Origin of the sequence: Microbispora catharanthi (genome assembly GCF_006334915.2) — a bacterium.
Taxonomy (GTDB): domain Bacteria; phylum Actinomycetota; class Actinomycetes; order Streptosporangiales; family Streptosporangiaceae; genus Microbispora; species Microbispora catharanthi.
Map to the genome: position 1 here is coordinate 150,071 of NZ_VDMA02000008.1, position 25,505 is coordinate 175,575.

24 protein-coding genes are annotated in these 25,505 nt (G+C 70.0%); 15 read left to right on the forward strand and 9 right to left on the reverse strand.

Translation table 11 applies throughout. The features are described 5' to 3' along the window. Positions 1 to 137 precede the first annotated feature (137 nt). The 3 genes from murJ to FH610_RS17235 form a co-directional block, all read right to left on the reverse strand. Entirely contained in the window at positions 138 to 1,736 is a 1,599-nt protein-coding gene (gene murJ / locus FH610_RS17225; protein ID WP_139575474.1) for a murein biosynthesis integral membrane protein MurJ, read from the reverse strand. A 93-nt stretch (positions 1,737 to 1,829) separates the two neighbouring features. Continuing rightward, entirely contained in the window at positions 1,830 to 4,076 is a 2,247-nt protein-coding gene (locus FH610_RS17230) for a hypothetical protein (protein ID WP_139575475.1), read from the reverse strand. A gap of 46 nt (positions 4,077 to 4,122) precedes the next feature. After that, positions 4,123 to 4,659 (reverse strand): aminoacyl-tRNA deacylase, encoded by a 537-nt coding sequence (locus FH610_RS17235; RefSeq protein WP_139575476.1) that lies wholly within the window; start codon positions 4,657 to 4,659, stop codon positions 4,123 to 4,125. A gap of 142 nt (positions 4,660 to 4,801) precedes the next feature. Between FH610_RS17235 and FH610_RS17240 the strand changes: the two genes are divergently transcribed. Continuing rightward, complete coding sequence (locus FH610_RS17240) at positions 4,802 to 6,238, forward strand: CCA tRNA nucleotidyltransferase (protein ID WP_139575477.1); 1,437 nt, start codon at positions 4,802 to 4,804, stop codon at positions 6,236 to 6,238. Next, complete coding sequence (locus FH610_RS17245; RefSeq protein WP_139575478.1) at positions 6,239 to 7,516, forward strand: adenosylmethionine--8-amino-7-oxononanoate transaminase; 1,278 nt, start codon at positions 6,239 to 6,241, stop codon at positions 7,514 to 7,516. A gap of 15 nt (positions 7,517 to 7,531) precedes the next feature. Here the strand turns inward: FH610_RS17245 and FH610_RS17250 are convergent, their stop codons facing one another. Then, positions 7,532 to 8,830, reverse strand: a complete 1,299-nt coding sequence (locus FH610_RS17250; RefSeq protein ID WP_139575479.1) for an MFS transporter — start codon at positions 8,828 to 8,830, stop codon at positions 7,532 to 7,534. A 101-nt stretch (positions 8,831 to 8,931) separates the two neighbouring features. On the opposite strand from FH610_RS17250, the gene idi reads away from it, so the two are divergent. Continuing rightward, positions 8,932 to 9,531 carry an isopentenyl-diphosphate Delta-isomerase gene (gene idi, locus FH610_RS17255; RefSeq protein ID WP_139575480.1) on the forward strand — a complete coding sequence of 200 codons (600 nt, stop codon included), beginning with the start codon at positions 8,932 to 8,934 and terminating at the stop codon, positions 9,529 to 9,531. A gap of 79 nt (positions 9,532 to 9,610) precedes the next feature. Here the strand turns inward: idi and FH610_RS17260 are convergent, their stop codons facing one another. Continuing rightward, entirely contained in the window at positions 9,611 to 10,690 is a 1,080-nt protein-coding gene (locus FH610_RS17260; RefSeq protein ID WP_139575481.1) for an inositol-3-phosphate synthase, read from the reverse strand. 13 nt (positions 10,691 to 10,703) lie between these two features. Beyond that, positions 10,704 to 11,342: a PadR family transcriptional regulator gene (locus FH610_RS17265; RefSeq protein WP_030508612.1), complete on the reverse strand. Its 639-nt coding sequence runs from the start codon at positions 11,340 to 11,342 to the stop codon at positions 10,704 to 10,706. A gap of 126 nt (positions 11,343 to 11,468) precedes the next feature. Here FH610_RS17265 and FH610_RS17270 point away from each other — a divergent pair, with 126 nt between their 5' ends. The 4 genes from FH610_RS17270 to FH610_RS17285 all read left to right on the forward strand — a co-directional run bounded on the left by FH610_RS17270 (position 11,469) and on the right by FH610_RS17285 (position 17,727). Next, positions 11,469 to 11,852: a DUF5318 family protein gene (locus FH610_RS17270; RefSeq protein ID WP_139575482.1), complete on the forward strand. Its 384-nt coding sequence runs from the start codon at positions 11,469 to 11,471 to the stop codon at positions 11,850 to 11,852. A gap of 82 nt (positions 11,853 to 11,934) precedes the next feature. Then, the gene (locus FH610_RS17275) at positions 11,935 to 14,907 is read left to right on the forward strand and encodes a transglycosylase domain-containing protein (RefSeq protein ID WP_139575483.1); all 2,973 of its coding nucleotides are present in this window, start codon (positions 11,935 to 11,937) and stop codon (positions 14,905 to 14,907) included. 102 nt (positions 14,908 to 15,009) lie between these two features. Continuing rightward, positions 15,010 to 16,377, forward strand: coding sequence for a glycosyltransferase family 87 protein (locus FH610_RS17280; RefSeq protein WP_139575484.1), 1,368 nt, complete (start codon positions 15,010 to 15,012; stop codon positions 16,375 to 16,377). Positions 16,378 to 16,491: 114 nt separating this feature from the next. After that, positions 16,492 to 17,727, forward strand: a complete 1,236-nt coding sequence (locus FH610_RS17285) for a glycosyltransferase 87 family protein (protein WP_139575485.1) — start codon at positions 16,492 to 16,494, stop codon at positions 17,725 to 17,727. Positions 17,728 to 17,770: 43 nt separating this feature from the next. Here the strand turns inward: FH610_RS17285 and FH610_RS17290 are convergent, their stop codons facing one another. Then, positions 17,771 to 18,562: a deoxyribonuclease IV gene (locus tag FH610_RS17290; protein WP_240809022.1), complete on the reverse strand. Its 792-nt coding sequence runs from the start codon at positions 18,560 to 18,562 to the stop codon at positions 17,771 to 17,773. Between the two features lie 180 nt (positions 18,563 to 18,742). Here FH610_RS17290 and FH610_RS43290 point away from each other — a divergent pair, with 180 nt between their 5' ends. After that, positions 18,743 to 18,919, forward strand: coding sequence for a hypothetical protein (locus FH610_RS43290; protein WP_167530482.1), 177 nt, complete (start codon positions 18,743 to 18,745; stop codon positions 18,917 to 18,919). Positions 18,920 to 18,975: 56 nt separating this feature from the next. Here FH610_RS43290 and FH610_RS17295 read toward each other — a convergent pair whose 3' ends face one another. After that, positions 18,976 to 19,308, reverse strand: coding sequence for a hypothetical protein (locus tag FH610_RS17295; protein WP_139575486.1), 333 nt, complete (start codon positions 19,306 to 19,308; stop codon positions 18,976 to 18,978). Positions 19,309 to 19,493: 185 nt separating this feature from the next. On the opposite strand from FH610_RS17295, the gene rpsF reads away from it, so the two are divergent. The 7 genes from rpsF to FH610_RS17330 all read left to right on the forward strand — a co-directional run bounded on the left by rpsF (position 19,494) and on the right by FH610_RS17330 (position 23,919). Next, the gene (gene rpsF, locus FH610_RS17300; RefSeq protein WP_030508619.1) at positions 19,494 to 19,784 is read left to right on the forward strand and encodes a 30S ribosomal protein S6; all 291 of its coding nucleotides are present in this window, start codon (positions 19,494 to 19,496) and stop codon (positions 19,782 to 19,784) included. A 102-nt stretch (positions 19,785 to 19,886) separates the two neighbouring features. Beyond that, positions 19,887 to 20,432, forward strand: a complete 546-nt coding sequence (locus tag FH610_RS17305; protein ID WP_139575487.1) for a single-stranded DNA-binding protein — start codon at positions 19,887 to 19,889, stop codon at positions 20,430 to 20,432. Between the two features lie 86 nt (positions 20,433 to 20,518). Further along, positions 20,519 to 20,755, forward strand: coding sequence for a 30S ribosomal protein S18 (gene rpsR, locus FH610_RS17310; protein ID WP_030508621.1), 237 nt, complete (start codon positions 20,519 to 20,521; stop codon positions 20,753 to 20,755). A 19-nt stretch (positions 20,756 to 20,774) separates the two neighbouring features. Next, positions 20,775 to 21,221 (forward strand): 50S ribosomal protein L9, encoded by a 447-nt coding sequence (rplI, locus tag FH610_RS17315; RefSeq protein ID WP_139575488.1) that lies wholly within the window; start codon positions 20,775 to 20,777, stop codon positions 21,219 to 21,221. A gap of 180 nt (positions 21,222 to 21,401) precedes the next feature. Continuing rightward, positions 21,402 to 22,280 (forward strand): ABC transporter substrate-binding protein, encoded by an 879-nt coding sequence (locus tag FH610_RS17320; protein WP_139575489.1) that lies wholly within the window; start codon positions 21,402 to 21,404, stop codon positions 22,278 to 22,280. Next, the gene (locus tag FH610_RS17325; protein WP_240809023.1) at positions 22,277 to 23,179 is read left to right on the forward strand and encodes an amino acid ABC transporter permease; all 903 of its coding nucleotides are present in this window, start codon (positions 22,277 to 22,279) and stop codon (positions 23,177 to 23,179) included. The genes FH610_RS17320 and FH610_RS17325 overlap by 4 nt, the downstream gene beginning before the upstream one ends. Then, positions 23,176 to 23,919, forward strand: a complete 744-nt coding sequence (locus FH610_RS17330) for an amino acid ABC transporter ATP-binding protein (protein ID WP_139575490.1) — start codon at positions 23,176 to 23,178, stop codon at positions 23,917 to 23,919. The genes FH610_RS17325 and FH610_RS17330 overlap by 4 nt, the downstream gene beginning before the upstream one ends. Position 23,920: 1 nt before the next feature. On the opposite strand, the gene FH610_RS17335 is transcribed toward FH610_RS17330, so the two are convergent. Further along, positions 23,921 to 25,249: an MATE family efflux transporter gene (locus FH610_RS17335; protein WP_139575491.1), complete on the reverse strand. Its 1,329-nt coding sequence runs from the start codon at positions 25,247 to 25,249 to the stop codon at positions 23,921 to 23,923. Positions 25,250 to 25,505 lie beyond the last annotated feature (256 nt).

Genomic DNA, 25,505 nt, shown 5'->3' on the forward strand with positions numbered 1-25,505 from the left:
GACGTTCCCTGGGTGTGTCTCAACACTCCCTGGCGCACCATGCTAGTGCCGTGCCGCTTGTGCCCGCCTTCCCGATCGAAGACGTCCGAATCGGACTTTCGGGTTACCTTCCAGTTGCCGGTTGTTCTTGAGGACTCTTACCGTCCTACCCGGCTTGCGACAAGTCCAATGATGGAACGGACCTCGGGCACCCGCAGCCGGTGCGCGGCCAGCATGTACAACAGCAGCCCGGCGCCGCCGCCCACCACGAGCACCACGGCCGAGGTGACCGGGGTGATCGAGGTGACCTCCCTGGCCAGCCACAGGACCGCCAGCGCCAGCGCGGCGGCGGGGATCGCCGCCGCGTACATCCGGCCCAGGCCGGCGGTGATCTCCCGGCCGCCGAGCCCGCCGATCTTACGGCTCGCCAGCACCCACGCGACCCCGGTCAGCGCGACGTACGTGATCAGGTAGGCGAACGCCAGTCCGATGACGATGTACCGGTCGGGGAGCGTGAAGTAGGCGACCAGGCTGAGCGACGCGTTGATGACCACGTTCACCGCGGCCATGATCGCGGGGGTGCGGGTGTCGCCGAAGCTGTAGAAGATCCGCAGCAGGAGCTGGAAGATCGAGAACGGTACGAGTGCGACGCCGAACACCTGCAGGACATGGCCGATGTAGATCGCGTTGGCCGTCGTCATGTGGCCCCACGAGAAGATCAGCGTGGTGACCGCCGGGCCGAGCACCATCAGCAGCAGCCCCGCCGGGACGATGACGGAGGAGACCAGCCGCACCCCGGAGGAGAACTCCCCGCGGGCCGTGGCGAAGTCCCCGTCCGCGACGAGTCTGCTCATCCTGGGCAGCATCGCCGTGATCACCGACACCGCGATGATCCCGTACGGGAGCTGGAAGAGCTGGAACGCGTACGCCCACGCGCTGTTGCCGGCACCCGGCGCCCGGTCGCCCGCGCCGGTGGCGAGCTTGGTGGTGACCCAGAACCCGATCTGGTTGATGCCGACGAAGGCGAACGTCCACACGGCGGTCCTGGCCGCCTCCCCGAGTCCGGTGTTGCGCACTCCGAACCGCGGGCGGAACCGGAACCCGACCCGGTGCAGCGCGACGATCAGGACCAGCGCCTGGGCCACGATGCCGGCGGTGGTGCCGAGCCCGAGCAGCATGAGGTCGCGCTCGCTCACCTTGGCGATGTCGGACGTCCCGACGGCGTAGTAGGCGGCCAGGACTCCCATGACCACGATGTTGTTGAGCACCGGCGCCCACATGGGTGCGGCGAACCTGTCCCGCGTGTTGAGGATCGCCCCGGCCAGCGATCCGATCCCGAAGAACGCGATCTGCGGGAGCAGGAACCTGGCCAGTGTGGTGGCCACCGCCACCTTGTCGTCGGACCAGTTCGAGGCGGTGTAGAGCTCCATGATCGGCCGGGCCAGCAGCACGCCGATCACCGCGACGGCCGTCAGGACCACCACGGCCAGCGTCATCAGCCGCTGCTCGAACGCCTGGCCTCCGTCGGGGTCCCGCTTCTGCGCCCGCACGATCACCGGCACGACCACGGCGCTGAGGACGCCCTGGAGCAGCAGGTCGAGCAGGATGTAGGGGATCTGGTAGGCCGCGTTGTAGGCGTCGCCGAGGGCGACGGTGCCGATGGCCGCGGCGAGCATCGCCGTGCGGACGAAGCCGGTGAGCCGCGAGACCATCGTCCCGGCCGCCATGATCGCGCTGGCCCGCAGCATCCTGCTCATGGTTGTCCTTCGGTTCACGGCGGCCGGAATCGGGTGGCCGCCTTCCTCCAGTGGTCCCAGACTTCAGGGTGGTCCAGATTACGGCGACCCAGACTACGGCGACTGGGTGCGCTCGGCCGGGACGGCTCCCTGCCGGTCGCCGGGCGGGCCCTCCCCGTCGTTCGGCCCCTCGAACGGGAACGCCTTGCGCGACCTGCGGCGCAGGATGCGCATCACCACGGCGGCCAGCATGATGACAACGGCCGCCCCCACGATGACGAGGGCGATCCCGGTGTAGCCCGTCGCGCGCACCACGACGCGGACCGCACTGCCGTACTTCTCATCACCGTCGGTCAGCAGCTGCACCACGATGCTCGCGTCGCCGCCCTCGTTGCGTACGATCACCGGCACGTTCACGAGCTGGCTGCGGCCCGCGAGGATCTTGGTGGTGGGGGTCGTGTAGACGCCCGTGTCCCAGTCGATGGCCAGCCGGGCCTTGTTGCCCGAGGTGACCCGGATCTTGATCTCGATGTCCTTGTCCAGGTTGTTGGCCACGCTGACCGGGACCTGGCCGTTGCTTCCCGCGACCGCGCGCGGGGTGTCGAGCACGGACACGTCGTCGATGCGCTCGTCGATCGCCTTCCGCACCTGCCCGGCGAAGGACAGCGCCCGCTTGCCGTCGCTCCGCCAGGAGGCGGAGGCAAGCCGGAGTATGGCCGTGTGGAAGACGTCCGTGTGCTCCTCGGTGACGGTGGCCACGGCGTCGGCCTTGCGCTCCAGCTTGCGTACGGTCGCGAGGTAGGAGCGGCTCAGTTCGGCCTGGCGGTCGTGCTCGGAGTACGTGATGTCGGCGCGCGGCACCCCGGCCCTGCCGTGCTTGATCGAGTCGAGCGAGGTCATGCGCAGCCAGGGGGCGCTGGAGGCGGCCTGCAGGAGGCTGGAGACGAACGCCGGGTCGGGGGTCCACAGGTGCGACTCGGGGGCCGCGATCACCGTGCGCGAGGCCCTCTTCGCCGTCGTGCCCTGCCCGGTCTGGCCCGTCTGTCCGAACTGGCCGTTCTGCTGGGTCTGCTGCTCGAAGGCGATCATCGCGGTCTCGGCGAGGAACCGCTGCCGCGCGAGCATCGCGGCGCCGGGGCCGGACACGTTCCCGCCGAGGACCTCGCTGAGCGTGGGGTCGGCCAGCAGCGCGGTGAGCGGGTTGTCCGCGACGGTGTCGAGCCTGGCCGCCGCGTCGGGAGTGGTCTGCGCGGACGGGGGAACGACCTGTCCGTTCTGCGTCGCGTCCTGTCCTGTGTTCTGCGCCGCGGCCCGCGGCGGCAGCGCGTCTCCCGACAGCAGCACGGACGTCACGCCCGACATCGCCAGTTCGTCCACCGCGTCGCGGTCGAGCTTTCCGCCGGCCGGCCAGGCGGTGGTGCCGTGGATCTCCCGGCCGAGCAGTTCGGTCGCGAGCGTCGCCCCGCGCTGGATGGACGCCGCGGCCTGCTTGTCGAGGCCGTGGTGGACCAGCGCGGCCACGTCCGGGTCGGCGTACGCCGTGGCGACGACGGTCTTGTCCGTCAGCGCGCTGCGCAGGCCGTTCAGCCACTGGCCCGCGGCCGGGTCGGCGTTCTTGCGCGTGCCGCGCACGCTCCTGGTGCCGGAGGACAGGACGCGGACGTCGTCCAGCAGGGCGGGGTCCACGAACCAGGTCACCCCGTCGCCGGTGTCCTGCGCCGTCTGGAGCAGCGACGCCAGGCGACCGGAGGTGAGCGAGGCGGACAGGTCGTCGTCCATGAACGTCGCGTCGTCGGCGCGGTGGGGCCGGTCCACGATCGGCAGGGCCACGGCCAGCTTGACCTTGGGGATCTGCTCGCCCTTGGGGGCGTACGTCAGGAAGGTCCGCTCGATCCCGAGCCGCTGCCCGGTCGCGGCGTCGGTCACCTCGATCTCGAAGGGATAGACCCCGGGCCGGGGCATGCCCAGCTCCCCGGGGGTCACGGTGAACCGGAAGGGGAGCTTTCCCGACTGGTCGAGCGCCGTGGCCTGGACCCTGGTGTTCCAGTTGGTGGTGGCGTACCCCTGCTCCGACAGGTAGGCCGCCATCTCGGCGCGGGAGGCGAACGGCCTGTCCCGGGAGTAACGGACGGCGACCCGGACGGATGACCCCGCCGTGCCGGAGACGGTCCCCGAGACCGTGATGGGGGCGGTGGCGACGCGCACGACCTCCGGCGTGATCTCGCTGACGAGGAGCGGATCTGCCGGAGCCGCGGCCGCGACACGACCCGGAGGAGGCGCTGCGGCAGCCGTACCGGCCATGCCCGCGGGGGAGGCGAGCAGGGCGGTCAGCAATGTCAGCAGCGCGGCCTTACGGATCATGTGCCGGCCGGCGGTGAGGTACGGCGCACGTCCAGAATGCTATTGGCTACGCGGTCCGCATAGGACTCACGAGGCTCGCGAGACCCCTTCTGTGGGTGGTGGTCAGATCGACGGGCTTGGCCGCCACCAGGTCGAACAGGTGGATGGCACGCACTCGCAACGCGGTGCGGCGCTCGCCGGTCGCGGTGTGGACGACCTCGTCGGGATCGATGCGCTCCATCAGGCGCTGGTCCACCAGGACGGTCAGATCGTCGGGCAGCAGCAGCGGGCAGACCAGGCCGTGCGCGTAATCGGTCGCGGAGTTCACGGTGAAGGCGGACGCGGGGGTTACCCTGTGGGCGCGCAGGACGGCGCCCACCGCCGCCGGCCCGGGACAGGAGTTCACCGCGCTCACCACGGCCACCTCGTGTGTCCGCCCGCGCGCCGACACCTCGAACAGCGACACGCACAGGCACGTCTCGGGAGTGACCCCCAGCACCTCGGGAAGCTCGTCCGAGCATGTCAACGGGCGCGGAAGACGTACGATCTCATGGTGGATCTGGTGGGCGAGGAGCCAGCGGTGAATCGCGAGAGCGTCTTTCATCTCGTGTGCTCCTTGCGTCGTCCAGCGCCCCCGAACCGTCCGTGGCCTGGTGATCGCTAGGTGTGTCTCCCCTGGGTGACACCCGACCACCTGGGCCATCGGGGGAGAGTTTCTGTTCCGTGACCGAAGGACCTACCCAGCCTTGTCCGTTTCAAATCTGAGCGACAGCCAGCAGCGCGCCGTGAACGAACTGTTCCGCCGGATCGCCCCTGTCGCCGACGAGCTCGGTGAGCTGTTCTCGGCCCGGGGGCACGAGCTGGCCCTGGTCGGCGGTTCCGTCCGCGACGTCCTCCTCGGCCGCGCGAGCAAGGACATCGACCTGACCACGGACGCCCGCCCCGAGCGGGTACTGGAGATCGTCAAGGACTGGGCGGACGCCGTCTGGACGATCGGGATCGACTTCGGCACGGTCGGCGTGCGCAAGGGCGGCTGGCTGCTGGAGATCACCACCTACCGCAGCGAGTCGTACGACCCCGCCTCGCGCAAGCCCGAGGTGATGTACGGCGACTCGCTCGACGGCGACCTCGCCCGGCGCGACTTCGCGGTCAACGCCATGGCCGTCCGCCTGCCCGGCCACGAGTTCGTCGACCCGTACGGCGGGCTGCCGGACCTCGCCGCCAAGACGCTGCGGACGCCGGGCAGGCCCGAGCAGTCGTTCGACGACGACCCGCTGCGGATGTTGCGGGCGGCCAGGTTCGCGGGCCAGCTCGGGTTCACCGTGGCCCCCGAGGTCGTCGAGGCCATGACCGCGATGTCCGGCCGCATCGAGATCGTCTCGGCCGAGCGCATCCGCGAAGAGCTCGACAAGCTGATCCTCGGCGCGCACCCGAGGGCCGGGCTGGCGCTGCTGGTGGAGACCGGGCTCGCCGCCCACGTCCTGCCCGAGCTGCCCAAGCTGCGGCTGGAGATCGACGAGCACCACCGGCACAAGGACGTCTACGAGCACACGCTGATCGTGCTCGAGCAGGCCATCGGGCTGGAGACGGCCGGCCCCGACCGGGTGCTGCGGTGGGCGGCCCTGCTGCACGACATCGGCAAGCCGAAGACGCGGCGCAACGAGCCCGGCGGCCGGGTGTCGTTCCACCACCACGAGGTCGTCGGGGCGCAGATGGCCAAGAAGCGGCTCACCGAGCTCAAGTTTCCCAAGGACGTGGTGTCGGACGTGTCCAAGCTCGTGGAGCTGCATCTGCGCTTCCACGGCTACGGGACGGGGGAGTGGACCGACAGCGCCGTGCGCCGCTACGTCCGCGACGGGGGACACCTCCTCGAACGCCTGCACAAGCTGACCAGGGCCGACTGCACCACCCGCAACAAGCGCAAGGCGCAGGCCCTGTCGCGCACCTACGACCAGCTGGAGGAGCGCATCGCCCGGCTGGCCGACGAGGAGGAGCTGGCCAAGATCCGGCCCGAGCTGGACGGCAACGAGATCCAGGAGATCCTCGGCGTGCCGCCGGGACCGGTCGTCGGCAGGGCCTACAAGCACATGCTGGAGATCCGCATGGACCAGGGCATGATCGGCAAGGACGCCGCGCGGCAGGCCCTGCTCGCCTGGGCTCACGACAACGGGATCCTGGCGTAGGTGGACGCCGGGGAGGTTCTCCGGCTCGATCGGGAGCACGTCTGGCACCCGTACACGGCCGTGCCGTCGGGGGTGCCCGTGCACGTCGTCCGCCGGGCGGGCGGTGTGCGGATCACGCTCGGCGACGGCCGTGAGCTGATCGACGGCATGGCCTCCTGGTGGGCGGCCATCCACGGCCACAACCACCCGCGGCTCAACCAGGCCGCGCGCGACCAGATCGACGACATGGCGCACGTCATGTTCGGCGGCCTGACCCACGAGCCCGCCGTACGGCTCGCGCACCGGCTGGCCGGGATGACCGGGCTCGACCGCGTCTTCCTCGCCGACTCGGGCTCGGTGGCGGTCGAGGTCGCGATCAAGATGGCGGTCCAGTACAGCGGGCGCTCGACCCTGCTGACCGTGCGGGGCGGCTACCACGGCGACACGTTCGCCGCGATGTCGGTCTGCGACCCGGTCAACGGCATGCACCACCTGTTCACCGGGATGCTCCCGCGGCACGTCTTCGCGCCGATGCCGCCGCACGACTACGGCCGCCGCCCGGTCCCGGCTCCGGTCTCGATGACGCAGGCCGGTCCCGACGAGGCGTATCTGGCGGAGCTGACCGCGGCCGTCGAGGCCCACGCGGACCGGCTCGCCGCGATCATCGTGGAGCCCGTCGTGCAGGGCGCCGGCGGCATGCGGTTCTCCCACCCGGCCTACCTGCGGCGGCTGCGCGACCTGGCCGACGAGCACGGCGTCCTGCTGATCGCCGACGAGATCGCCACCGGCTTCGGCCGTACGGGGGAGATGTTCGGCTGCGACCACGCCGGGATCAGGCCGGACATCATGTGCGTGGGCAAGGCGCTCACCGGCGGTTACATGACGCTGGCCGCCACGCTGTGCACCGCGCGGGTGGCAGACCGCATCGGCGTGCTGATGCACGGCCCGACCTACATGGGCAACCCGCTCGCCTGCGCCGTGGCCGGCGCCTCGCTCGACCTGCTCGCCGAGCGGCCCTGGCGGGAGGAGGTCGCGCGCATCGAGGCCGCCCTGTTCGACGGCCTCGCCCCGGCCGCGGGCGCCCCCGGCGTACGGGACGTACGGGTGCTGGGTGCGATCGGAGTGATCGAGACCGACCAGCCCGTCGATGTCGCGAAAATTCAGGACATCGTGATGGAGCATGGCGTGTGGCTGCGGCCCTTCGGCCGCCTGATCTACACGATGCCGCCGTACGCCTGCACGCCCGAGGACGTCGCCCGCATCACCGGTGCCATGGTCGCCGCCACGGCGGCGCTCTGAGTCAGCCGGCGGACGTCAGTCGGCGGCGGGGACCGGCGGCCTGCGTACGGCGGAGGGCAGGATCAGCCGGTAGACCACCGCGCCGAGCAGGTAGCCGACGCCGATCACGGCGAGCGCGAGATAGGACTTGCCGTCGGCCGGCAGCAGCGCCGCCGCCAGCACCGCGCCGAGGACCGTCATGCCGTTGAAGAGCATGTCGTACACGGAGAAGGCGCGGCCGAGATAGGCGTCCTCGACGTCGCGCTGCACGACGGTGTCCGCGCAGATCTTCACGCTCTGTCCCGCGACGCCGATCACCAGCCCGGCGGCGAAGAACGCCCACTCCTGGAACGTCGCGCACAGCGCGAACTCCAGGACTCCGCAGGTCACGAGCATCATCGGGACCCAGACCTCGATGCGGATCCGCTCGGTGGCCCACGGGGTGACCACCACCGCGGCGAAGCTCCCCACGCCGACGGCGCCCAGCACGAGCGCGATGCCCTTCAGCGCGTCGTCGGCGTCGGTGGTGAAGTGGTAGCGGTAGAGCATCACCACGGCCGCCGTCGAGATGCCGAACATCAGGCGGTGCGTCGCGATGCCGCCGAGGGCCGCCGAGGCCGAACGCCGGTGCGCGATGTGCCGCGCGCCGTCCGCCAGCCCGGCGAGCACGTGCCGTACGGCCTCGCGGGCCTGCGGGCGGTCCGGGTCGTACGCGGGGCCGAGCAGGGAGCGCTCCATCGTCCGCGCGATCAGCGCGCTCAGGCCGAAGACGAGGCCGGAGCAGACCAGCAGCACGGCCACGCCCTTGTCGTCCGATCCGGCGACCATGCGGAGCACGACGCCGGCGCCCGCCCCGACGAACGTCATCACCGTGCCCGAAGTGGGCGTGACCGCGTTGGCCATCATGAGGTGCTCGGACGGCACGACGTGCGGCAGCGCCGCGCTGAGGGCCGACAGGAAGAAGCGGTTGACCGCGAGGACGCCGAGCGCCGCCGCGTAGAAGACGGCGTCGGAGGCCCCCGCCGCGACGAGGCAGGCGGCCAGCACCAGCAGCACCCCTCGCACGACCGGCGCGATGACGAGGATCTGCCGCCTCGACCAGCGGTCGATGAACACCCCGACGAAGGGGCCGAGGACGCTGTAGGGCAGGAGCAGCACCGCGAGGCCCGCCGCGATGGCGGTCGCGCTGGCCTGCCGTTCCGGGCTGAAGAACGCGTAGCCGCCGACGGCGAGCTGGAAGATCCCGTCCGAGAACTGCGAGACGAGCCGCGTGGCGAAAAGCCGCCGGAAGTTTCGGCCCCGCAGGACCACTCGCAGATCGGAGACGTAGGACACGGCGACAGCCTACGCGGGCGATCACGTGCGAGCATCAGGATCAACCCTGATAAAGCCCCCTACGTCTCCCTCGCGTCAAGGTGATCACGTACTCTCGCAGAGTGACTTCACAGGAACATGTCGTGCTGCTCGACGGCGAGGGCAACTCGATCGGCACCGCTCCCAAGTCCACCGTCCACGGCGCCGACACGCCACTGCATCTGGCGTTCTCCAGCTACGTCTTCGACCACCGGGGGCGTGTGCTGCTGTCGCGGCGCGCGGGCTCGAAGCTGACCTGGCCCGACGCGTGGACCAACAGCTGCTGCGGGCACCCGCTGCCGGGCGAGTCGCTGTCGTCGGCGGTGATCCGCCGCCTCGGGTTCGAGCTGGGCCTGGCCGTCGAGTCCGTCGACCTGATCCTGCCGGGCTTCTCCTACCGGGCCGTGATGGACAACGGCACGGTGGAGAACGAGCTGTGCCCGGTCTACCGGGCCGTGGTGACCGAAGAGGCCGCGCCCAACGCCGAGGAGGTGGGCGAGGTCCGGTGGGAGCCCTGGACGTCCTTCGCCGCCGAGGTGATGAGCGGGGAGCTGGACATCTCGCCCTGGGCCCGGAAGCAGGTGCCCCAGCTCGTCGCGCTCGGGCCGGACCCGCTGGCCTGGCCGGTGGCCGACGCCGCCGCCCTGCCGCCGGCCGCGCGCCCGCTCGCCTCGAACCACTGAGGTATACCGGGCCGGGACATGGGACCGCCCCGGTCCGATCGAGCGGAACCGGGGCGGGACACGCGGTGGACGGCGGACGTCAGCGCTCGACCTCGCCGCGGATGAACTTCGCGACGGCCTCGCGGGCGTCGTCGTCGGAGTACTGCTCCGGCGGCGACTTCATGAAGTAGGACGAGGGCGACAGCAGCGGGCCGCCGATGCCCCGGTCGAGAGCGATCTTGGCCGCGCGGACCGCGTCGATGATGATGCCGGCCGAGTTGGGCGAGTCCCAGACCTCGAGCTTGTACTCCAGGTTGAGCGGGGTGTCGCCGAACGACCTGCCCTCGAGGCGGACGTAGGCCCACTTGCGGTCGTCCAGCCACGGCACGTGGTCGGACGGGCCGATGTGGACGTCGGCCTTGGCCATCTCGTGCGGGATCTGCGACGTGACCGACTGGGTCTTGGAGATCTTCTTGGACTGGAGGCGGGTGCGCTCCAGCATGTTCATGAAGTCCATGTTGCCGCCGAAGTTGAGCTGGTAGGTGCGCAGCAGCTCGACCCCGCGGTCCTCGAACAGCTTGGCCAGCACCCGGTGCGTGATCGTGGCGCCGACCTGCGACTTGATGTCGTCGCCCACGATCGGGACGCCGGCCTCGGTGAACTTCGCGGCCCACTCGGGGTCGGAGGCGATGAAGACCGGCAGCGCGTTGACGAAGGCCACCTTGGCGTCGATCGCGCACTGCGCGTAGAAGCGGTCGGCCTCCTCCGAGCCCACCGGGAGGTAGGACACCAGGACGTCGACCCGGGCGTCCTTCAGCGCCTGGACGACGTCGACCGGCTGCTCGTCCGACTCCTCGATGATCTCGCGGTAGTACGTGCCCAGCCCGTCGAAGGTCGGGCCGCGCTGCACGGTGACGCCGAGCGGCGGCACGTCGCAGATCTTGATCGTGTTGTTCTCCGAGGCGACGATGGCCTCCGACAGGTCGCGGCCGACCTTCTTGGCGTCCACGTCGAATGCCGCGACGAACTCCACGTCACCGACGTGGTAGTCGCCGAACCGCACGTGCATGAGGCCCGGCACACGGGTGCCCGGATCCGCGTCCTTGTAGTAGTGGACGCCCTGCACCAGCGATGAGGCGCAGTTGCCCACACCGACGATGGCTACGCGCACCGAACCCATAGCACTCGCTCCTTTACCTATCTGCCTCGGGCGTGTCCGCCCTCTGGGTCTCTTCCTGTACGGCTTGCGCGGGATCCGGGGGGTGATCCCCCTCGCCGGGAGCCGAACGGCTCCGCCGTTCCGAGTCGATCAGCTCGTTCAGCCAGCGGACCTCGCGCTCGACCGACTCCAGCCCGTGGCGCTGGAGCTCAAGCGTGTAGCTGTCCAGCCGCTCTCTCGTCCGGGCGAGAGCCTCACGGACGCGGTCGAGGCGTTCTTCCAGGCGGCTGCGGCGGCCCTCCAGGATCCGGAGCCGCACCTCCGCCTCCGTGTGGCGGAAGAAGGCGAAGTGGATGCCGAAGCTTTCGTCCTCCCAGGAGGACGGGCCCGACTGACTGAGCAGCTCCTGCAACCGCTCCTTACCCTCCGCCGTGATCTTGTAGACGATCTTCGACCTGCGGCCGAGGACCGTGTCCTCAGGGGGCTCCTCCTCGGCGATGAGGCCCTCGTTGAGCAGACCCCTGAGGCAGGGATACAGCGAGCCGTAGGAGAACGCACGGAACATGCCGAGCAGCGTGTTGAGCCGTTTGCGCAGCTCGTATCCGTGCAAGGGCGTTTCGTGTAGCGATCCCAGGACGGCGAGCTCCAGCACACCTCCACGAGAGCCCGTCACTGGAACCACCTCCTGTGTCCGACCGATGTATCGACTCGATACATCCGCAGGATACGTCGGGGTGTCATATATGGCAACGGGTCAACGGTTGGGCAAGATTTGGCAAAGGGTCGTAATCTGGCCCGTATGTGGTCACAGCGGTCGGTCGTGGACTACGGCCTCGCTAAGCGGGCGGCCGTACAGTCCGTCCGCTCCGGCCGCATGCGGGCGCGGGACGTGTGTGACGCCCACCCATACCTGCTGCGCGCGGCTCGGTTCCACGGAGAGCCGACGAGTCGCACATGCCCCATATGTGAACGAAGGAACGTGACCAACGTCACATACGTATATGGGGATGAACTAGGACGAGTGGCCGGCCAGGCAAAAGGGGTGGCCGAGCTCACCGAGATGGCCCGGGAATACCGCGAATTCCGGGTCTACGTGGTGGAGGTCTGCCAAGGTTGTTCCTGGAACCACCTGGCGGTGTCGTTCGTCCTCGGAACAGCCGATCCCCCGGGCCCTTCTCTGTAGGGCGACCTCCACCTCCAGGAGGCCAGCCCGCCGGCCTGCCGGCCGACGTCGATCAATTCCCCGAACCACCTGACGAGGACGCGTGACTTACAGCAGCTACGGACCGGAGCCGACCGGCCGTCCCGAGGACGCCTCGGGCTCCGGTGGATCAGCCCGCCCTGGGCGCCGCCGTCGCTCGCACCGGGAATCCGACGAGTACGGCGAGTATGGCGAGCCCGCTCCGCCGCGACAGCCCGGCAGGGAGCGTGCCCCACAGCCGCCCCGGGCCGCCCGGCAGGGAGGACCCGAGCAGCGCCGCAGGGAGGCGGCCGCCTTCGAGGACACGGCGGCGATGAACGCGGTGCCCCCGAATACGCCCCCGAGTGCGCCGCAGAGCCCGTCGCAGCGACCGGCACAGGGACCGCAGCAGGGACTACAGCAGGGGTCCCGGGGACCGGCGGGCGGCGGACGTCCGCCGGCGGGCCGTGACCCGCGCTACGCCGCCGGTTCCGGCGGCCCGGCCGGTCAAGGCGGTCCCGGCGGTCCCGGCCGGCCCGGCGTTCCCGGCGGGGACGAGCGCACCCAGGCGATGAGCATGCCGACGGGCGGCTCGCGCCGCGACGCCCGCGGGGAGGCGGACGGGCAGAGCACCGAGGCGATCCAGGCCGGCGGCCGCCGCCGCAGGTCCCCGGGCCGGGGTGGCCGCGGTCCCGGAGGCCCCGGCGGCCCGGGTGGCCCGGAAGGTCCCGGCGGGCGCGGCCCCCGGGATCCACGCGACTTCGACGAGGACGACGAGAAGCCGCGCCGTACGGGCTGGAAGCGCTTCCTTCCGAGCTGGAAGATCCTCGTGGCGGCCTTCACCGTGCTGGCCGCCGGCACCTTCGGCATGATCGCGGTGGCCTACGCCAACACCCCGCTGCCGGCGGCGACGCAGGCGGAGGCCGTGGCCCAGGGCAGCGCCATCTACTACAACGACGGCAAGACGCTGATCGCCAAGGTGGGCACTCCGCGCGTCATCCTGACCGACATCAACAAGGTGCCGAAGCACGTCCAGGACGCCGTCATCGCGATCGAGAACGACACCTTCTGGTCGGACAGCGGCATCTCGATTTCCGGCATGGTGCGGTCGGTCTACATGACCGCGACCGGTCAGCAGCTCCAGGGCGCGTCGACCATCACCCAGCAGATGGCCCGCAACTACTACGACGGCCTCAGCCAGGAAGTGTCGATCAAGCGCAAGATCAAGGAGATCTTCGTCGCGGTCAAGCTCGACAAGTCGATGAAGAAGGATCAGATCCTGCTGCAGTACCTCAACACCGTGCCCTTCGGCCGTGCCTGGGGCATCGAGGCCGCCGCGCAGGCGTACTTCAAGAAGCACGTTGAACAGCTCACGCCGGAGCAGGGCGCCTATCTCGCCGCGCGCATCCAGACGCCGGCCCTGGACGCCGACTCTCCGCGGTTGCAGGGCCGGTTCAAGGACGTCGTCAACGCCATGGCGCGGCTCGATCCCGCCAAGTACGGCAATCTGCCGAACACGGCCAAGTTCCCCAAGACCGTCCCCGCGCGCAACAGCAACGACCTCGGCGGCCTCAAGGGCTACATGGTCACCCAGGTCATGAACGAGCTCGAGTCGCGCATGCACCTGTCCGCCGACCAGGTCAGGAGCGGCGGCTACAAGATCGTCTCGACCTTCGACAAGAAGCTGATGCAGGCCGCCAAGAAGGCGGTCCTCGCCACCACCTCCAGCATGTCGAAGGAGTTCCACGCGGGCCTCGCCGCAGTCGACCCCAAGACGGGGCGGGTGGTCGCCTTCTACGGCGGCAACGACTACCTCAAGGACCCCTGGAACGAGCCGTTCCAGTCCAGGAAGCAGGCCGCCTCCGCGTTCAAGCCGTACGTGCTGGCCGCCTGGCTGGACGCCGGATACAGCTTGAACAGCTACCTGCCCGGCAACCAGACCGTGCCCAAGGAGCTTCCGGGCTTCGAGAAGGGCATCACCAACGGCCACTCGGTCCCGAACTCCATCAACGCGATCTACGCGACCGCACACTCGATCAACACGGCGTTCGCCTCGATGGCGTACAAGCTGGACGAGGCGAACGGCACGGTCGGGCAGCTCAGCGCGGTGAAGCAGATCGCCGAGGAGGCGGGGCTCAGCAAGGAGAGCCTCGACAAGGACGTCGAGGACCACAAGTACCAGTTCTCCATCGGCAGCGCGGGGGTCACCCCGGTCGAGCAGGCCGCGGGGTACTCGATCTTCGCCAACGAGGGCAAGCACATCGATTACCACGTGATCAAGGAGGTCCGGAAGGACAAGGAGGTCGTCTTCGCCGAGCGACGCGACGTCAAGCAGGTGATCACGCCGGAGGCGGCGGCCGACTCCGTGGCGGCCATGGAGGAAGTCCTCAAGTCGGGTACGGCGGCGGGCAAGGGCATCGGCCGCCCGGCCGCGGGCAAGACCGGCACCAACAACAACGAGAAGGAAGCCTGGTTCGTCGGCTTCACCCCGCAGTTGTCGGTCGCGGTCGGTATGTACCGCGAGCAGTGCGTGACCAAGGGCGGCAAGATCGTCCAGCCGCTGTACTCCAACTGCCCGGTCACTCCCGGTGGCAAGGAGAGCAAGAAGTACGGCCCCAACAACCCGTACACCCACGTGAGCGAGGTGTCGCTGGGCTTCGAGGGCGCCGGCCCGCCCACCACGATCTGGCGGACGTTCATGACGGAGGCTCTCGCCGGCAAGCCCGTCGAGCAGTTCCCGCCGAAGGCCGGACTGGGCACCCCGGAGAACCTCGTGCCGAGCCCGACGCCGTCGCCCAGTCCGGAACCGGACAACGGCGGGTTCCCGACCGACTTCCCGACCGACTTCCCCGACGACGGCGGCTGCTACGACGGCGGCCCGGGATGCGACAACGGCGGCGGAAACGGCAGGGGCTTCGGCGACGACCCGGGCCAGGGCGGCCAGGACGGCGGCCCCGGGGGCGGCGACGTCCCGTTGAACATCAACCAGGACCCCGCCGGGGCTCCGGCCGCCATGCCGTCGGGGGGCGGCAACGGCAAGAGCGGCAGCGGCGCCTGATCCGCGATCCGGTGTCCTGAAGGGCCCGCGGCGACTCCCGCCGCGGGCCCTTTCGGTGCGCGGAGTCGCCAAGCCGAGGCGTTGAATGGTGCAATACCGAGCATGACGACCCGGACCACGAACGACTCCGCCCCGCTGCCCGGGGTCGCCGCGCGGGCGGTGCCGTACCTGCCTCTCGGGCTTCTCGCGGGGCTCGGCGCCGTTCTCGCGTATCTGTGGAAGTATCCCTGCCGGTTCGGCGGAGCCTGGAACGGCGGTGTCGGGCAGTTCACGAACTTCTGCTACACCGACATCTATCCGCTGTTCTGGGCCGAGAAGCTCAACGAGGGCAAGGTCCCGTACGTCGACTACCCGGTCGAATACCCGGTGGGCATCGGCGGGATCATGGAGTTCGCCCGCAGGCTCGCGCACGGCGACGGGGTCGTGTTCTACGACGTCACCGTGGTCCTGATGGGGATCGCGCTGGTCGCGGGCGTGCTGCTGACGGCGGCGCTGGCCGGCCCGGCCCGCCGCTGGGACGCCCTCTGGTACGCGATCGGCCCGGCCGTCATCCTCTGCGCGTACATCAACTGGGACCTGGCCGCGGGGGCCCTCGCGCTCGGCGGCCTGCTGGCCTGGGCCCGCCACCGGCCGTGGCTCGCGGGCGTGCTGCTGGCGCTGGCCGTGGCCACCAAGTTCTACCCGCTGATGTTCTTCGGCGCGTTGTTCCTGCTCACGGTGCGTACGGCGAAGTGGATGCCGTTCCTCAAGACCGTCGCCGCGGCCGCGGCCGCGTGGCTGCTGGTGAACGTGCCGATCATGATGGTCAACTTCGAGGGCTGGAAGAAGTTCTACGCGTTCAGCAGCGAGCGCGGCGCCGACTGGGGCGGGCTGTGGTTCTTCTTCCAGAAGACCCAGTGGTTCGGCATGGAAAGGCCCGGTTTCCTGGCCTTTCTCGGCGACTCCGAGAAGCTGAACACCATGGCCATGGCCGCGCTGGCGGTGCTGCTGCTGGGCGTCGCCGTGCTGGCGCTCGCCGCGCCGCGCCGGCCACGCCTGATGCAGCTCTGCTTCCTCGCCCTGGCCGCCTTCATGATCACCAACAAGGTGTGGTCGCCGCAGTATGTCCTGTGGCTGGTGCCGTTCGCGGTGCTGGCCAGGCCGAGGTGGGGCGCGCTGGCCGCCTGGCAGGTCGCCGAGTGCTGGTACTTCTTCTCGATCTGGCTCTACCTGGTCAGCCAGTATCCCGACCACGCAGGGGAGGGCATCGGCGACGACCCCTACTTCCTGTCGGTCTGGGCCCGGGCGCTGACCATCGTCGTCCTCATGGCACTCGTCGTCCGCGACATCCTGCGTCCCGAGCACGACGTCGTACGCCAGGGGGAGGCCGACGACCCGTCGGGCGGGGTGTTCGACCACGCCGAGGACCGTCTCGTGCTGCGCCGTTCGCTCCTCGCGCGGGGCGCGCGGCAGCAGCCGGAGACGGCGTGAGCGCGTGAAAGTTACATCGGATTTCGCGCCCGTCGCGGCGCGGCCATGAGCCGTCCGAGCGGAGGCATCGCGTAGCGTCGCGTGAGAGTGTGCGCGACGAACGGGGGATACGCGATGCGCCGGAGGCCACCATGGCTCCTGCTGCTGGTGTGGGCCGCGACCAGGGGAATCCTCCTCCTCGTCGCGACCCAGGCCGTCCCGACCGGGCACGGCGAGTCGTTCAGGAACGACGTCACCCTCTACCGCGACTGGTCCGACGTCCTGGCGGAGGGGGAGTTCCCTGCGGGTGACGAGAAGTGGCAGTATCCGCCGTTCGCGGCGCTGCCGCTGCTCGCCCCACGCCTGCTGCCGCTGGGCTACCACGTCGCCTTCTACCTGCTGGCGGTGCTGTGCGACCTCGCGATCCTGCTCCTGCTGTTGCGGTTCTCGGCCCCCCGCCGCGGCGGCGGCCGTACGGGCCCGTGGGCGTGGACCGTGGGCGCGGCCCTGCTCGGCCCGGTGCTCGTCTCCCGGTATGACGTCATGGTCACGCTCGTGGCGGTGCTCGCGCTGACGGCGTCGGCCAACCCGGCGGTGCGCGGGTCGCTCATCGGCGTCGGGCTCCTCGTGAAGGTGTGGCCGGTCGCGCTGCTCGCCGGCCTGCGGCGGTGGCGCGAACTGCTGACAGCGTCGGGGCTCACGCTCGTCGTCGCGGTGGCGGGGTGCGGCGCGGCCGCCCTGATCCTGCCGCACGCGCTGGACTTCCTGACCGCGCAGGAGGAGCGGGGGCTGCAGATCGAGTCGCTGGCCGCCACGCCGTTTGCGCTCGCCCGGGCCCTCGGCTGGTGGGGCGGCTACACCACTTACCAGCACGGCGCGATGGAGGCCGTCGGCGGCGGTGTGGGCGTCGCGACGATGCTGAGCCTGGCCGCCACGCCCGTGGCGCTGGCGCTGGTCGGCCTGTGGTGGCTGCGCGCGGCCCCCAGCCCGCGGTCGTACTACGACGCCGCCCTCACCACCGTGCTCTTCCTGGTCGCCACCAGCCGGGTGCTGTCACCGCAGTACCTCGTGTGGGTGATCGGCATCGCCGCCGTCATCCTGTCGGTGCGGCGCGACCGGCCGGGCCCGACGCAGCGGCCGGCCGCCCTGCTCGTCATGGTGGCCGCCCTGCTGACGGGGATCATGTATCCCTGGGTGGAGCAGGACTACAGCTGGACGGGCGCCCTGCCGGGGACGATCGTGCTGGTCCTGCGCAACCTCGTCTTCCTGGCCGCCGCCGTCACGTCGTACGTGCAGTTGTGGCGTGCCACGCGCAGGCCCAGGCGGGTGAGGGAGGAGCACGACGTGCAGGCGGCCGTACCCGCTTCCTGAGGGTTTCAATCCGCAGAGTTATCCACAGGGTGTGGACGAGCGTCTACAGGTGCTTGCGCAGGAACGCGATGTCGTCGGCCTGGCCCTCGAACGGCGTCTCGACCACGATCGGCGCCCCCGCCGCGCGGCAGACCTCCAGGATCGACTCGGGGTCGATCTGCCCGCTGCCGAGGTTGGCGTGGCGGTCGGCCCCGGAGTCGAACGCGTCCCTCGAGTCGTTGCAGTGCACGAGGTCGATGCGGCCCGTGATCGCCTTCACCCGCTCCACGAGCCCGGCGAGCTCCTCGCCGCCCGCGTGGAAGTGACAGGTGTCCAGGCAGAAGCCGACGACCGAGGGGTCCGGCGCCCCCGCCGTCACCGCGTCCCACAGCCGGGCGATGCGCTCCAGCTTGCGCGCCATCGCGTTGCCGCCGCCGGCCGTGTTCTCGATCAGCACGGGGATCGGGCAGTCGGTGCGCTCGAAGACCTTGCGCCAGTTGTCGAAGCCGGTCTGCGGGTCGTCGCCGGCGTTGACGTGCCCGCCGTGGACGATCAGGCCCTTGGCGCCGATGGCCGCCGCCGCCTTGAGGTGCGAGTCGAGCAGCTTGCGGCTCGGGATGCGGATGCGGTTGTTCGCGGTGGCCACGTTGATGACGTACGGCGCGTGCACGTAGACGTCCACGTCCGAGGCGCGCAGGGCGTCGGCGGTGGCGGGTGTCGCCGGGCCCTTCCAGCCCTGGGGGTCGCCGAGGAAGAACTGCACCACGTCGGCGTCGCGGGCCGCCGCGTGCGCCAGCGGGTCGTCCTGGTCGACGTGCGCTCCGATCCGCAGGCGGGAGCCGCTGTGGCTGTCCATGCCGTTCCTCCACCGTTGCGTGCGTGTCAAGGGGCTGCCGGACGCGGAGGGCGAACCCTATGCGCTCTCCAAGAGCGTTTCAAGAGGACACGCTGTTTCAAAAGTGCGAACCAGGGCAGTCGCGTGTCGCGCGCCCCCGTAACCCGCGCGCGATACTACTTCGTCGTCAAGGAGACGAGCATGAGATATCGCTTAGGCAGCTTTATCCTTCTCATCTACATCCTCGTCGGTCTCTACGTGGCCTGGCTCCACCACTACATCACCCCCACCCTCCTCAAGCAGGTCGCCCAGGCTCTGATCGCGGTCTTCCTGTGGTTCCTCGTGCTGCTCGGCGTGGATCTGCACATCGGCGGCTGATCGGCGACGCCTCGACCGCCCGGGCCTCGGTTGCGTGGGCTTCGGTTGCGTGGGCTTCAGTTGCGCAGGGTGAATCCGCGGGGGAAGAAGCCCCCGTGCGCGATGCCCAGCGCGGCGCCGACGAACGACCCCACGATCCCCACGATGATCAGTGCCCGCTGTCTGGTGGTCGACGAGACGAACTGGGCGTACAGGCCGCCCCAGAACCCGATCGCGCCCACCCATGACGCGATCATGTGGGCCATCACGATGAAGCCCGTGACGAACGCCACCAGGCCGCACACCAGCGTCGCGATCGTCATCGCGTTCTCCCGCGGGTGCGGCCTGCCGTCCGTGTTCAGCGTGAGGTGAACGGGGTGCCTTCTCTTGCGGCCGATGGCGAGTCGCATCGCGCCTACCCCCTCTCCGACCTCCAGTTTCACTCTCCGGGCCGGGTATGGCCAAGTGGCTGGTAGCCTTATTCGACTGCGTCTGATAAAGGCCGGGGGGCATGGCCGCCCGGCGCGAAGCGCAGGGTCCTCCTGTCACGGCAAGGCGTCGTGACCGCAAGAGTCCAGAGGAGGTTGGATCACACATGCGTCGCTACGAGATGATGGTCATTCTCGACCCGTCCCTCGACGAGCGCACCGTGCAGCCGTCGCTCGACCAGTTCCTCACCGTCGTCCGCAACGACGGCGGCACCGTGGAGAAGGTCGACGTTTGGGGCCGTCGCCGCCTGTCCTACGACATCGCGAAGAAGTCCGAGGGCATCTACGCCGTGGTCGACCTGACCGCCGAGCCCGCCACCGTGAAGGAGCTGGACCGTCAGCTCAACCTGAACGAGGGCATCCTCCGCACCAAGGTCATCCGCCCCGAGCTCCACTGAGCTCCACAGGTAGAACCCGAAGCCCCGGCGATTTGTCGGGGCCGGGCCGTACTCTGAGCCCTTGACGGCTCAGCTGACGGGATAGGAAGGCGAAAGCGACCGATGGCAGCAGGCGACACACAGATCACGATCGTCGGCAATCTTGTTGACGACCCGGAGCTGCGCTTCACCCCGACGGGGCAGGCCGTGGCCCGGTTCCGCATCGCGTCCACTCCGCGGTTCCTCGACAAGCAGACCAACGAGTGGAAGGACGGCGAGGGCCTGTTCCTCACCTGCAACGTCTGGCGGCAGGCGGCGGAGAACGTCGCCGAGAGCCTCCAGCGCGGCATGCGGGTCATCGTGCAGGGACGGCTGCGCCAACGGTCGTACGAGACCAAGGAAGGCGAGAAGCGCACGGTCTACGAGGTCGAGGTCGACGAGGTCGGCCCCTCGCTGCGCAACGCCACGGCGAAGGTCAACAAGACCTCCCGCCAGGGCGGTGGCGGTGGCGGCGGCTTCGGAGGCGGCCCGGCCAACGACCCGTGGGCGACCGCGGCGCCCGCCCCGCAGGGGGGCTACGGCTCCGGCGGCGGTGGCGGCGGCTTCGGCGGCCCGCAGGGCGGCGGCGGCGGCTTCGGCGGCGACTTCAGCGACGAACCGCCCTTCTAGGTCACCGGGCCCTTCCGGTCCCACCACCGTAAACACAACCGAGCGACCATTCCCGCGACATGCGGGGCTCTGAGAGGAGCACCACGATGGCGAAGCCGGCAATCCGCAAGCCTAAAAAGAAGGTTTGCCTTTTCTGCCACGACAAGATCTCCTACGTCGACTACAAGGACACGGGGCTGCTGCGGAAGTTCATCTCCGACCGCGGCAAGATCCGTGCCCGCCGGGTGACGGGCAACTGCACCCAGCACCAGCGCGACGTGGCGACCGCTATCAAGAACGCCCGTGAGATGGCCCTGCTGCCGTACACGAGCACCGCGCGCTGAGAAAGGAGACTCAGGACAAATGAAGCTCATCCTCACCACTGAGGTCTCCGGCCTCGGCGCTCCCGGCGACATCGTCGAGGTCAAGGACGGCTACGGCCGCAACTACCTCATTCCGCGTGGCTTCGCCATCCGCTGGACCCGTGGCGCCGAGTCGCAGATCGCCTCGCTGAAGAAGGCGCGTGCCGCCCGCGAGATCCGCGACCTGGGCTCCGCCAAGGAGGTCGCCGGCCAGCTCGGCGCCCTCAAGGTGCGGCTCAAGACCCGCGCGGGCGACTCGGGCCGGCTGTTCGGCTCGGTCACGACCGGCGACATCGCCGACGCTGTCAAGGCCGCCGGCGGTCCGCAGCTCGACCGCCGCCGCATCGAGATCGGCAACGCGATCAAGAGCGTCGGCACTCACAAGGTGAGCGTCCGGCTGCACCCGGAGGTCGCCGCCACCCTCGATGTCGAGGTGGTAGCGGGCTGACACCCGCCGCAGTTCCGTCGAGGGCCCTTCTCCGTCCGCCGGAGAGGGGCCCTTCGCGGTTCTCCGGGTCGCCCGGCGACGAGGCGATTCCCCTCAGGTAAACGCGGGTTATACGAAACGCTAGTATCTTGCCGTCCGATTTAGCGGATTTCGTGGAAAGACCCTCTGATGGAGGCTGCGATGCGCCGTCCCTCACTCCTGCTGGCGTCCGGCGCCCTCGTGCTGGCGGCCGCCGCCTGCGCTCCGGCGGACGACACCTCCACCACCGCGAGCGCCGCGAGCCCGGCCGGCTCCGCCGCCGCGAACGCCTGCGCGAAGGAGAGCCTGAAGCTCACCACCTCCGGCAAGCTCACGATCGGCACCGACAAGCCGGCGTACGAGCCGTGGTTCAAGGACGACGATCCCTCCAACGGCGAGGGCTTCGAGAGCGCGGTCGCCTACGCGGTGGCGCAGAAGATGGGCTTCACCAAGGAGGAGGTCGCCTGGACGGTGGTGCCGTTCGACTCGTCGTACGCGCCCGGGCCGAAGCAGTTCGACTTCGACGTCAACCAGATCTCCATCACGCCGGGACGGGCCAAGGCCGTCGACTTCAGCCAGGGCTACTACACCGTCAAGCAGGGTGTGGTGGCGCTGGACGGCACGAAGTTCGCCTCCGCCACGACCCTCGCCGAGCTGAAGGACGCCAAGATCGGCGTGCAGGCCGGCACCACCGCGTTGCAGGCGGTGCAGTCGGTCATCCAGCCCACACACGACCCGAGCGTGTTCAACCAGCAGGTCGACGCGATCAACGCGATGAAGAACAAGCAGATCGACGCCATCGTCGTCGACCTGCCGACGGCCTTCTACGTGACCGCCGCCCAGGTGAAGGGCTCGAAGATCGTCGGCCAGTTCGCCGCGAACAGCGGCGAGCCCGAGGAGTTCGGCCTGCTGTTCCAGAAGGGCAGCCCGCTGGTGAGCTGCGTCGACAAGGCGCTCGGCGAGGTCAAGTCGTCCGGTGAGCTGGCCCAGATCGAGAGCCAGTGGCTGACGGCCGCCGCGGGCGCCCCGGAGCTGAAGTGACCGAAGGAGAGGCCGCCGCGCCGCCGGGGATGCCGGAGGGCGCGGGATCGCCCGTCTGGGTGAAGAGCGAGCGGCAGCTCCGCCGGGAGGCGGAGCTGCGTGGCCGGGCGCGGCGGTCGACGTCCGTCGCCACCGCGTCCACGATCGTCGTGGTGGTCGCGCTGGTCGTCGTGATCACCACGTCGCCCGGCTGGCCGCGGGTGCAGGAGACCTTCTTCAGCCCCGAGGCGTTCGTCAAGGCGATGCCCGACGTGCTGCGCGGGTTCCTGCTCAACATCCAGATCTTCCTCATCGCCGAGGTGTTCATCCTGGTGCTGGGGCTCCTCGTCGCGCTGGTGCGCGGCCTGCGCTCGCCGGTGTTCTTCCCGCTGCGTGCGCTGGCCGTGCTCTACACCGACGTCTTCCGCGGCATCCCGACCATCCTGCTCATCTACCTGGTCGGGTTCGGCATTCCCGCGCTCCAGTTGCAGGGCGCGCCGAGCGACCCGGTGACGCTCGGCATCATCGCGCTCGTGCTGTCCTACGGGGCGTACGTCGCCGAGGTGTTCCGGGCGGGGATCGAGTCGGTGCACCCGAGCCAGCGGGCGGCGGCGCGGTCGCTGGCCCTGAGCCACGGTCAGACCATGCGTTATGTGGTGCTGCCGCAGGCCGTCCGGCGAGTGGTCCCGCCGCTGCTCAACGATTTCACCTCGCTGCAGAAGGACACCGCGCTGGTCACCGTGCTCGGTCCGCTGGAGGCGCTGCGGCAAGCCTCGATCCATGCTCAATACGACTTCAACTACACGCCTTATGTGGCCGCCGCGCTGCTGTTCATCGCGCTGACCGTGCCGATGGCGCGGTTCACCGACCATCTCGCCGCGCGGGCCGCCCGGCGCCGTACGGGAGGCGGCACGGCATGAGCCTGCTCAAGGTCGAGGGCGTCTGGAAGCACTATCACGGGCTGAGCGTGCTGCGCGGGATCGACCTGGAGGTCGCCCCGCACGAGGTCGTCTGCCTGATCGGCGCGTCCGGCTCGGGCAAGTCGACACTGCTGCGCTGCGTCAACCTGCTGGAGACGATCGACGACGGCGCGATCCACCTGGACGGCGCCGAGATCACCGACGTGCGGGCCGACGCCGACGACGTGCGCCGCCGCATCGGCATGGTGTTCCAGGCCTACAACCTGTTCCCGCACATGACCGTGCTCGAGAACATCACGCTCGCGCCGTGCAAGGTGCACGGCGTGCGGCCGGAGGAGGCGGAGAAACAGGCCAGGGAGCTGCTCGACCGGTTCGGGCTGGCCGACAAGGCGGGGGAGTACCCCGACCGGCTGTCCGGCGGCCAGCAGCAGCGCGTCGCCGTCATCCGCGCGGTCGCGACCAACCCCCGCCTGCTCCTGCTCGACGAGGTCACCTCCGCGCTCGACCCCACGCTGGTCACCGAGGTGCTCGGCGTGATCCGGGAGCTCAAGGAGACCGGGATGACGATGATCCTGGCCACTCACGAGATGGGCTTCGCCCGCGACATCGCCGACACCGTGTGTTTCCTGGAGGGCGGCGTGCTGCTGGAGAGCGGCCCGCCCGAGCAGATCTTCAGCGCGCCCGAGCATCCCCGCACCCGGGCGTTCCTCCAGCGCGTGCTGGAGGCCCGCCGCATGTGAGTCAGGCGGCTCTCCCCGAGGCGCCCGTGACCATCCAGGCGGTGCCGTACGCGCGGAGGGCGAGCGTGACGAGCCGGGCGGCCATCCAGACGCCGAGCGCGAGCCACAGGGCGACCAGGGTGCCCGCGACGGCGGCGAACGGCAGGTAGGCCAGCGTCGTCCACAGGCCCGCCCAGGCGAGATAACGCTGGTCGCCGGCCCCGATGAGCACCCCGTCGAGCACGAACACGACGCCCGCGACCGGCTGCAGGAGCGCGACCGGCCACAGCACGGCGAGCAGTTCGGCGGCCACCGCGCCCCGCGCGTCGAACAGGGCAGGCACGAGCGGGCGCGCCAGCAGGACGGCCGCACAGAACACGACGCCGCACCCGACGCCCCACATCACCATGCGCCCGGTGGCCGCCCGGGTGCCCGCGGTGTCGCCCGCGCCCAGCGCGCGACCCGTGATGGCCTGCCCCGCGATCGCGATGGCGTCGAGGGCGAAGGCGAGGAACGTCCAGATCCGGGCGGCGATCGTGTGCGCGCCGATCTGGTCGTCGCCCATCCGCGTGGCGATCGAGGTGGCGACGAGGAGCACGGCCTGCAGGCATGCCGTACGGACGACCAGCGCGAACCCTGCGGTGCCGGCGGCCCGCACCCCGGCGAGGTCGGGCAGCAGCGAGGCGCCGTGCGCGCGGGCGGTCCGCACGACCAGCGCGAGGTAGGCCGCGGCGGCCAGGGACTGCGCGGCGACCGTGCCCCAGGCCGATCCGGCGATGCCCCAGCCGAGGCCGAGCACGAACCAGATGTTGAGCAGCGCGTTCAGCGCGAACGACGCGACCGACACGGCCAGCGGCGTGCGGGTGTCCTGCAGCCCGCGCAGGACGCCGGTGCCGGCGAGGACCAGCAGCATGCCGGGGGTGCCCAGGAGGCTGATGCGCAGATAGGTGACGGCCTGCGCGGCGAGCTGGCCCGTCGCTCCGAACAGGTGTACGATAAAAGGCGCAAGAGGCCAGCACGCCACACTGACGGCCAGGCCGATGATCGCGGCCAGCCACAGGCCGTCCATCCCCTGGCGCATCGCCTGCCTGACGTCCCCCGCCCCCAGCCTCCGCGCGACCGCGGCCGTGGTGGCGTACGCGAGGAACACGCACAGCCCGACGAGGGCCGACAGGGCCGCGCTGGCCACGCCGAGAGCGCCGAGCGCAGGATCGGGGAGGTGGCCGACGATGACGGAGTCGGTGAGCAGGAAGAGCGGCTCGGCCACCAGTGCTCCGAACGCCGGGATCGCGAGTCTGAGGATCTCCCTGTCGTGGGCACGGCCGTGTCCCGTTCCGGAGGTAAGTGGCATAAGCCTATTTTGCGGCTTACGGAGCCATGCTCGATCGGTATCGAGAATCTCCGGTGACTTTCTTTCCTCCACAGGCCGTGGATATCGAAATCCCAGGTGGGAGCGGCCTTCGCCGATGTGGTCACATCGCTGTCCACAGGGTCGTCCCCAGGGTTTTCACATGTCAGGGGAGCGGACTGCACACGTTGTCCACAGGGTTGTCCACTGGTCAAGTTGCCGCCCGGCCCTGGGGTTCGGGAGACTTGCGCACCGGGTT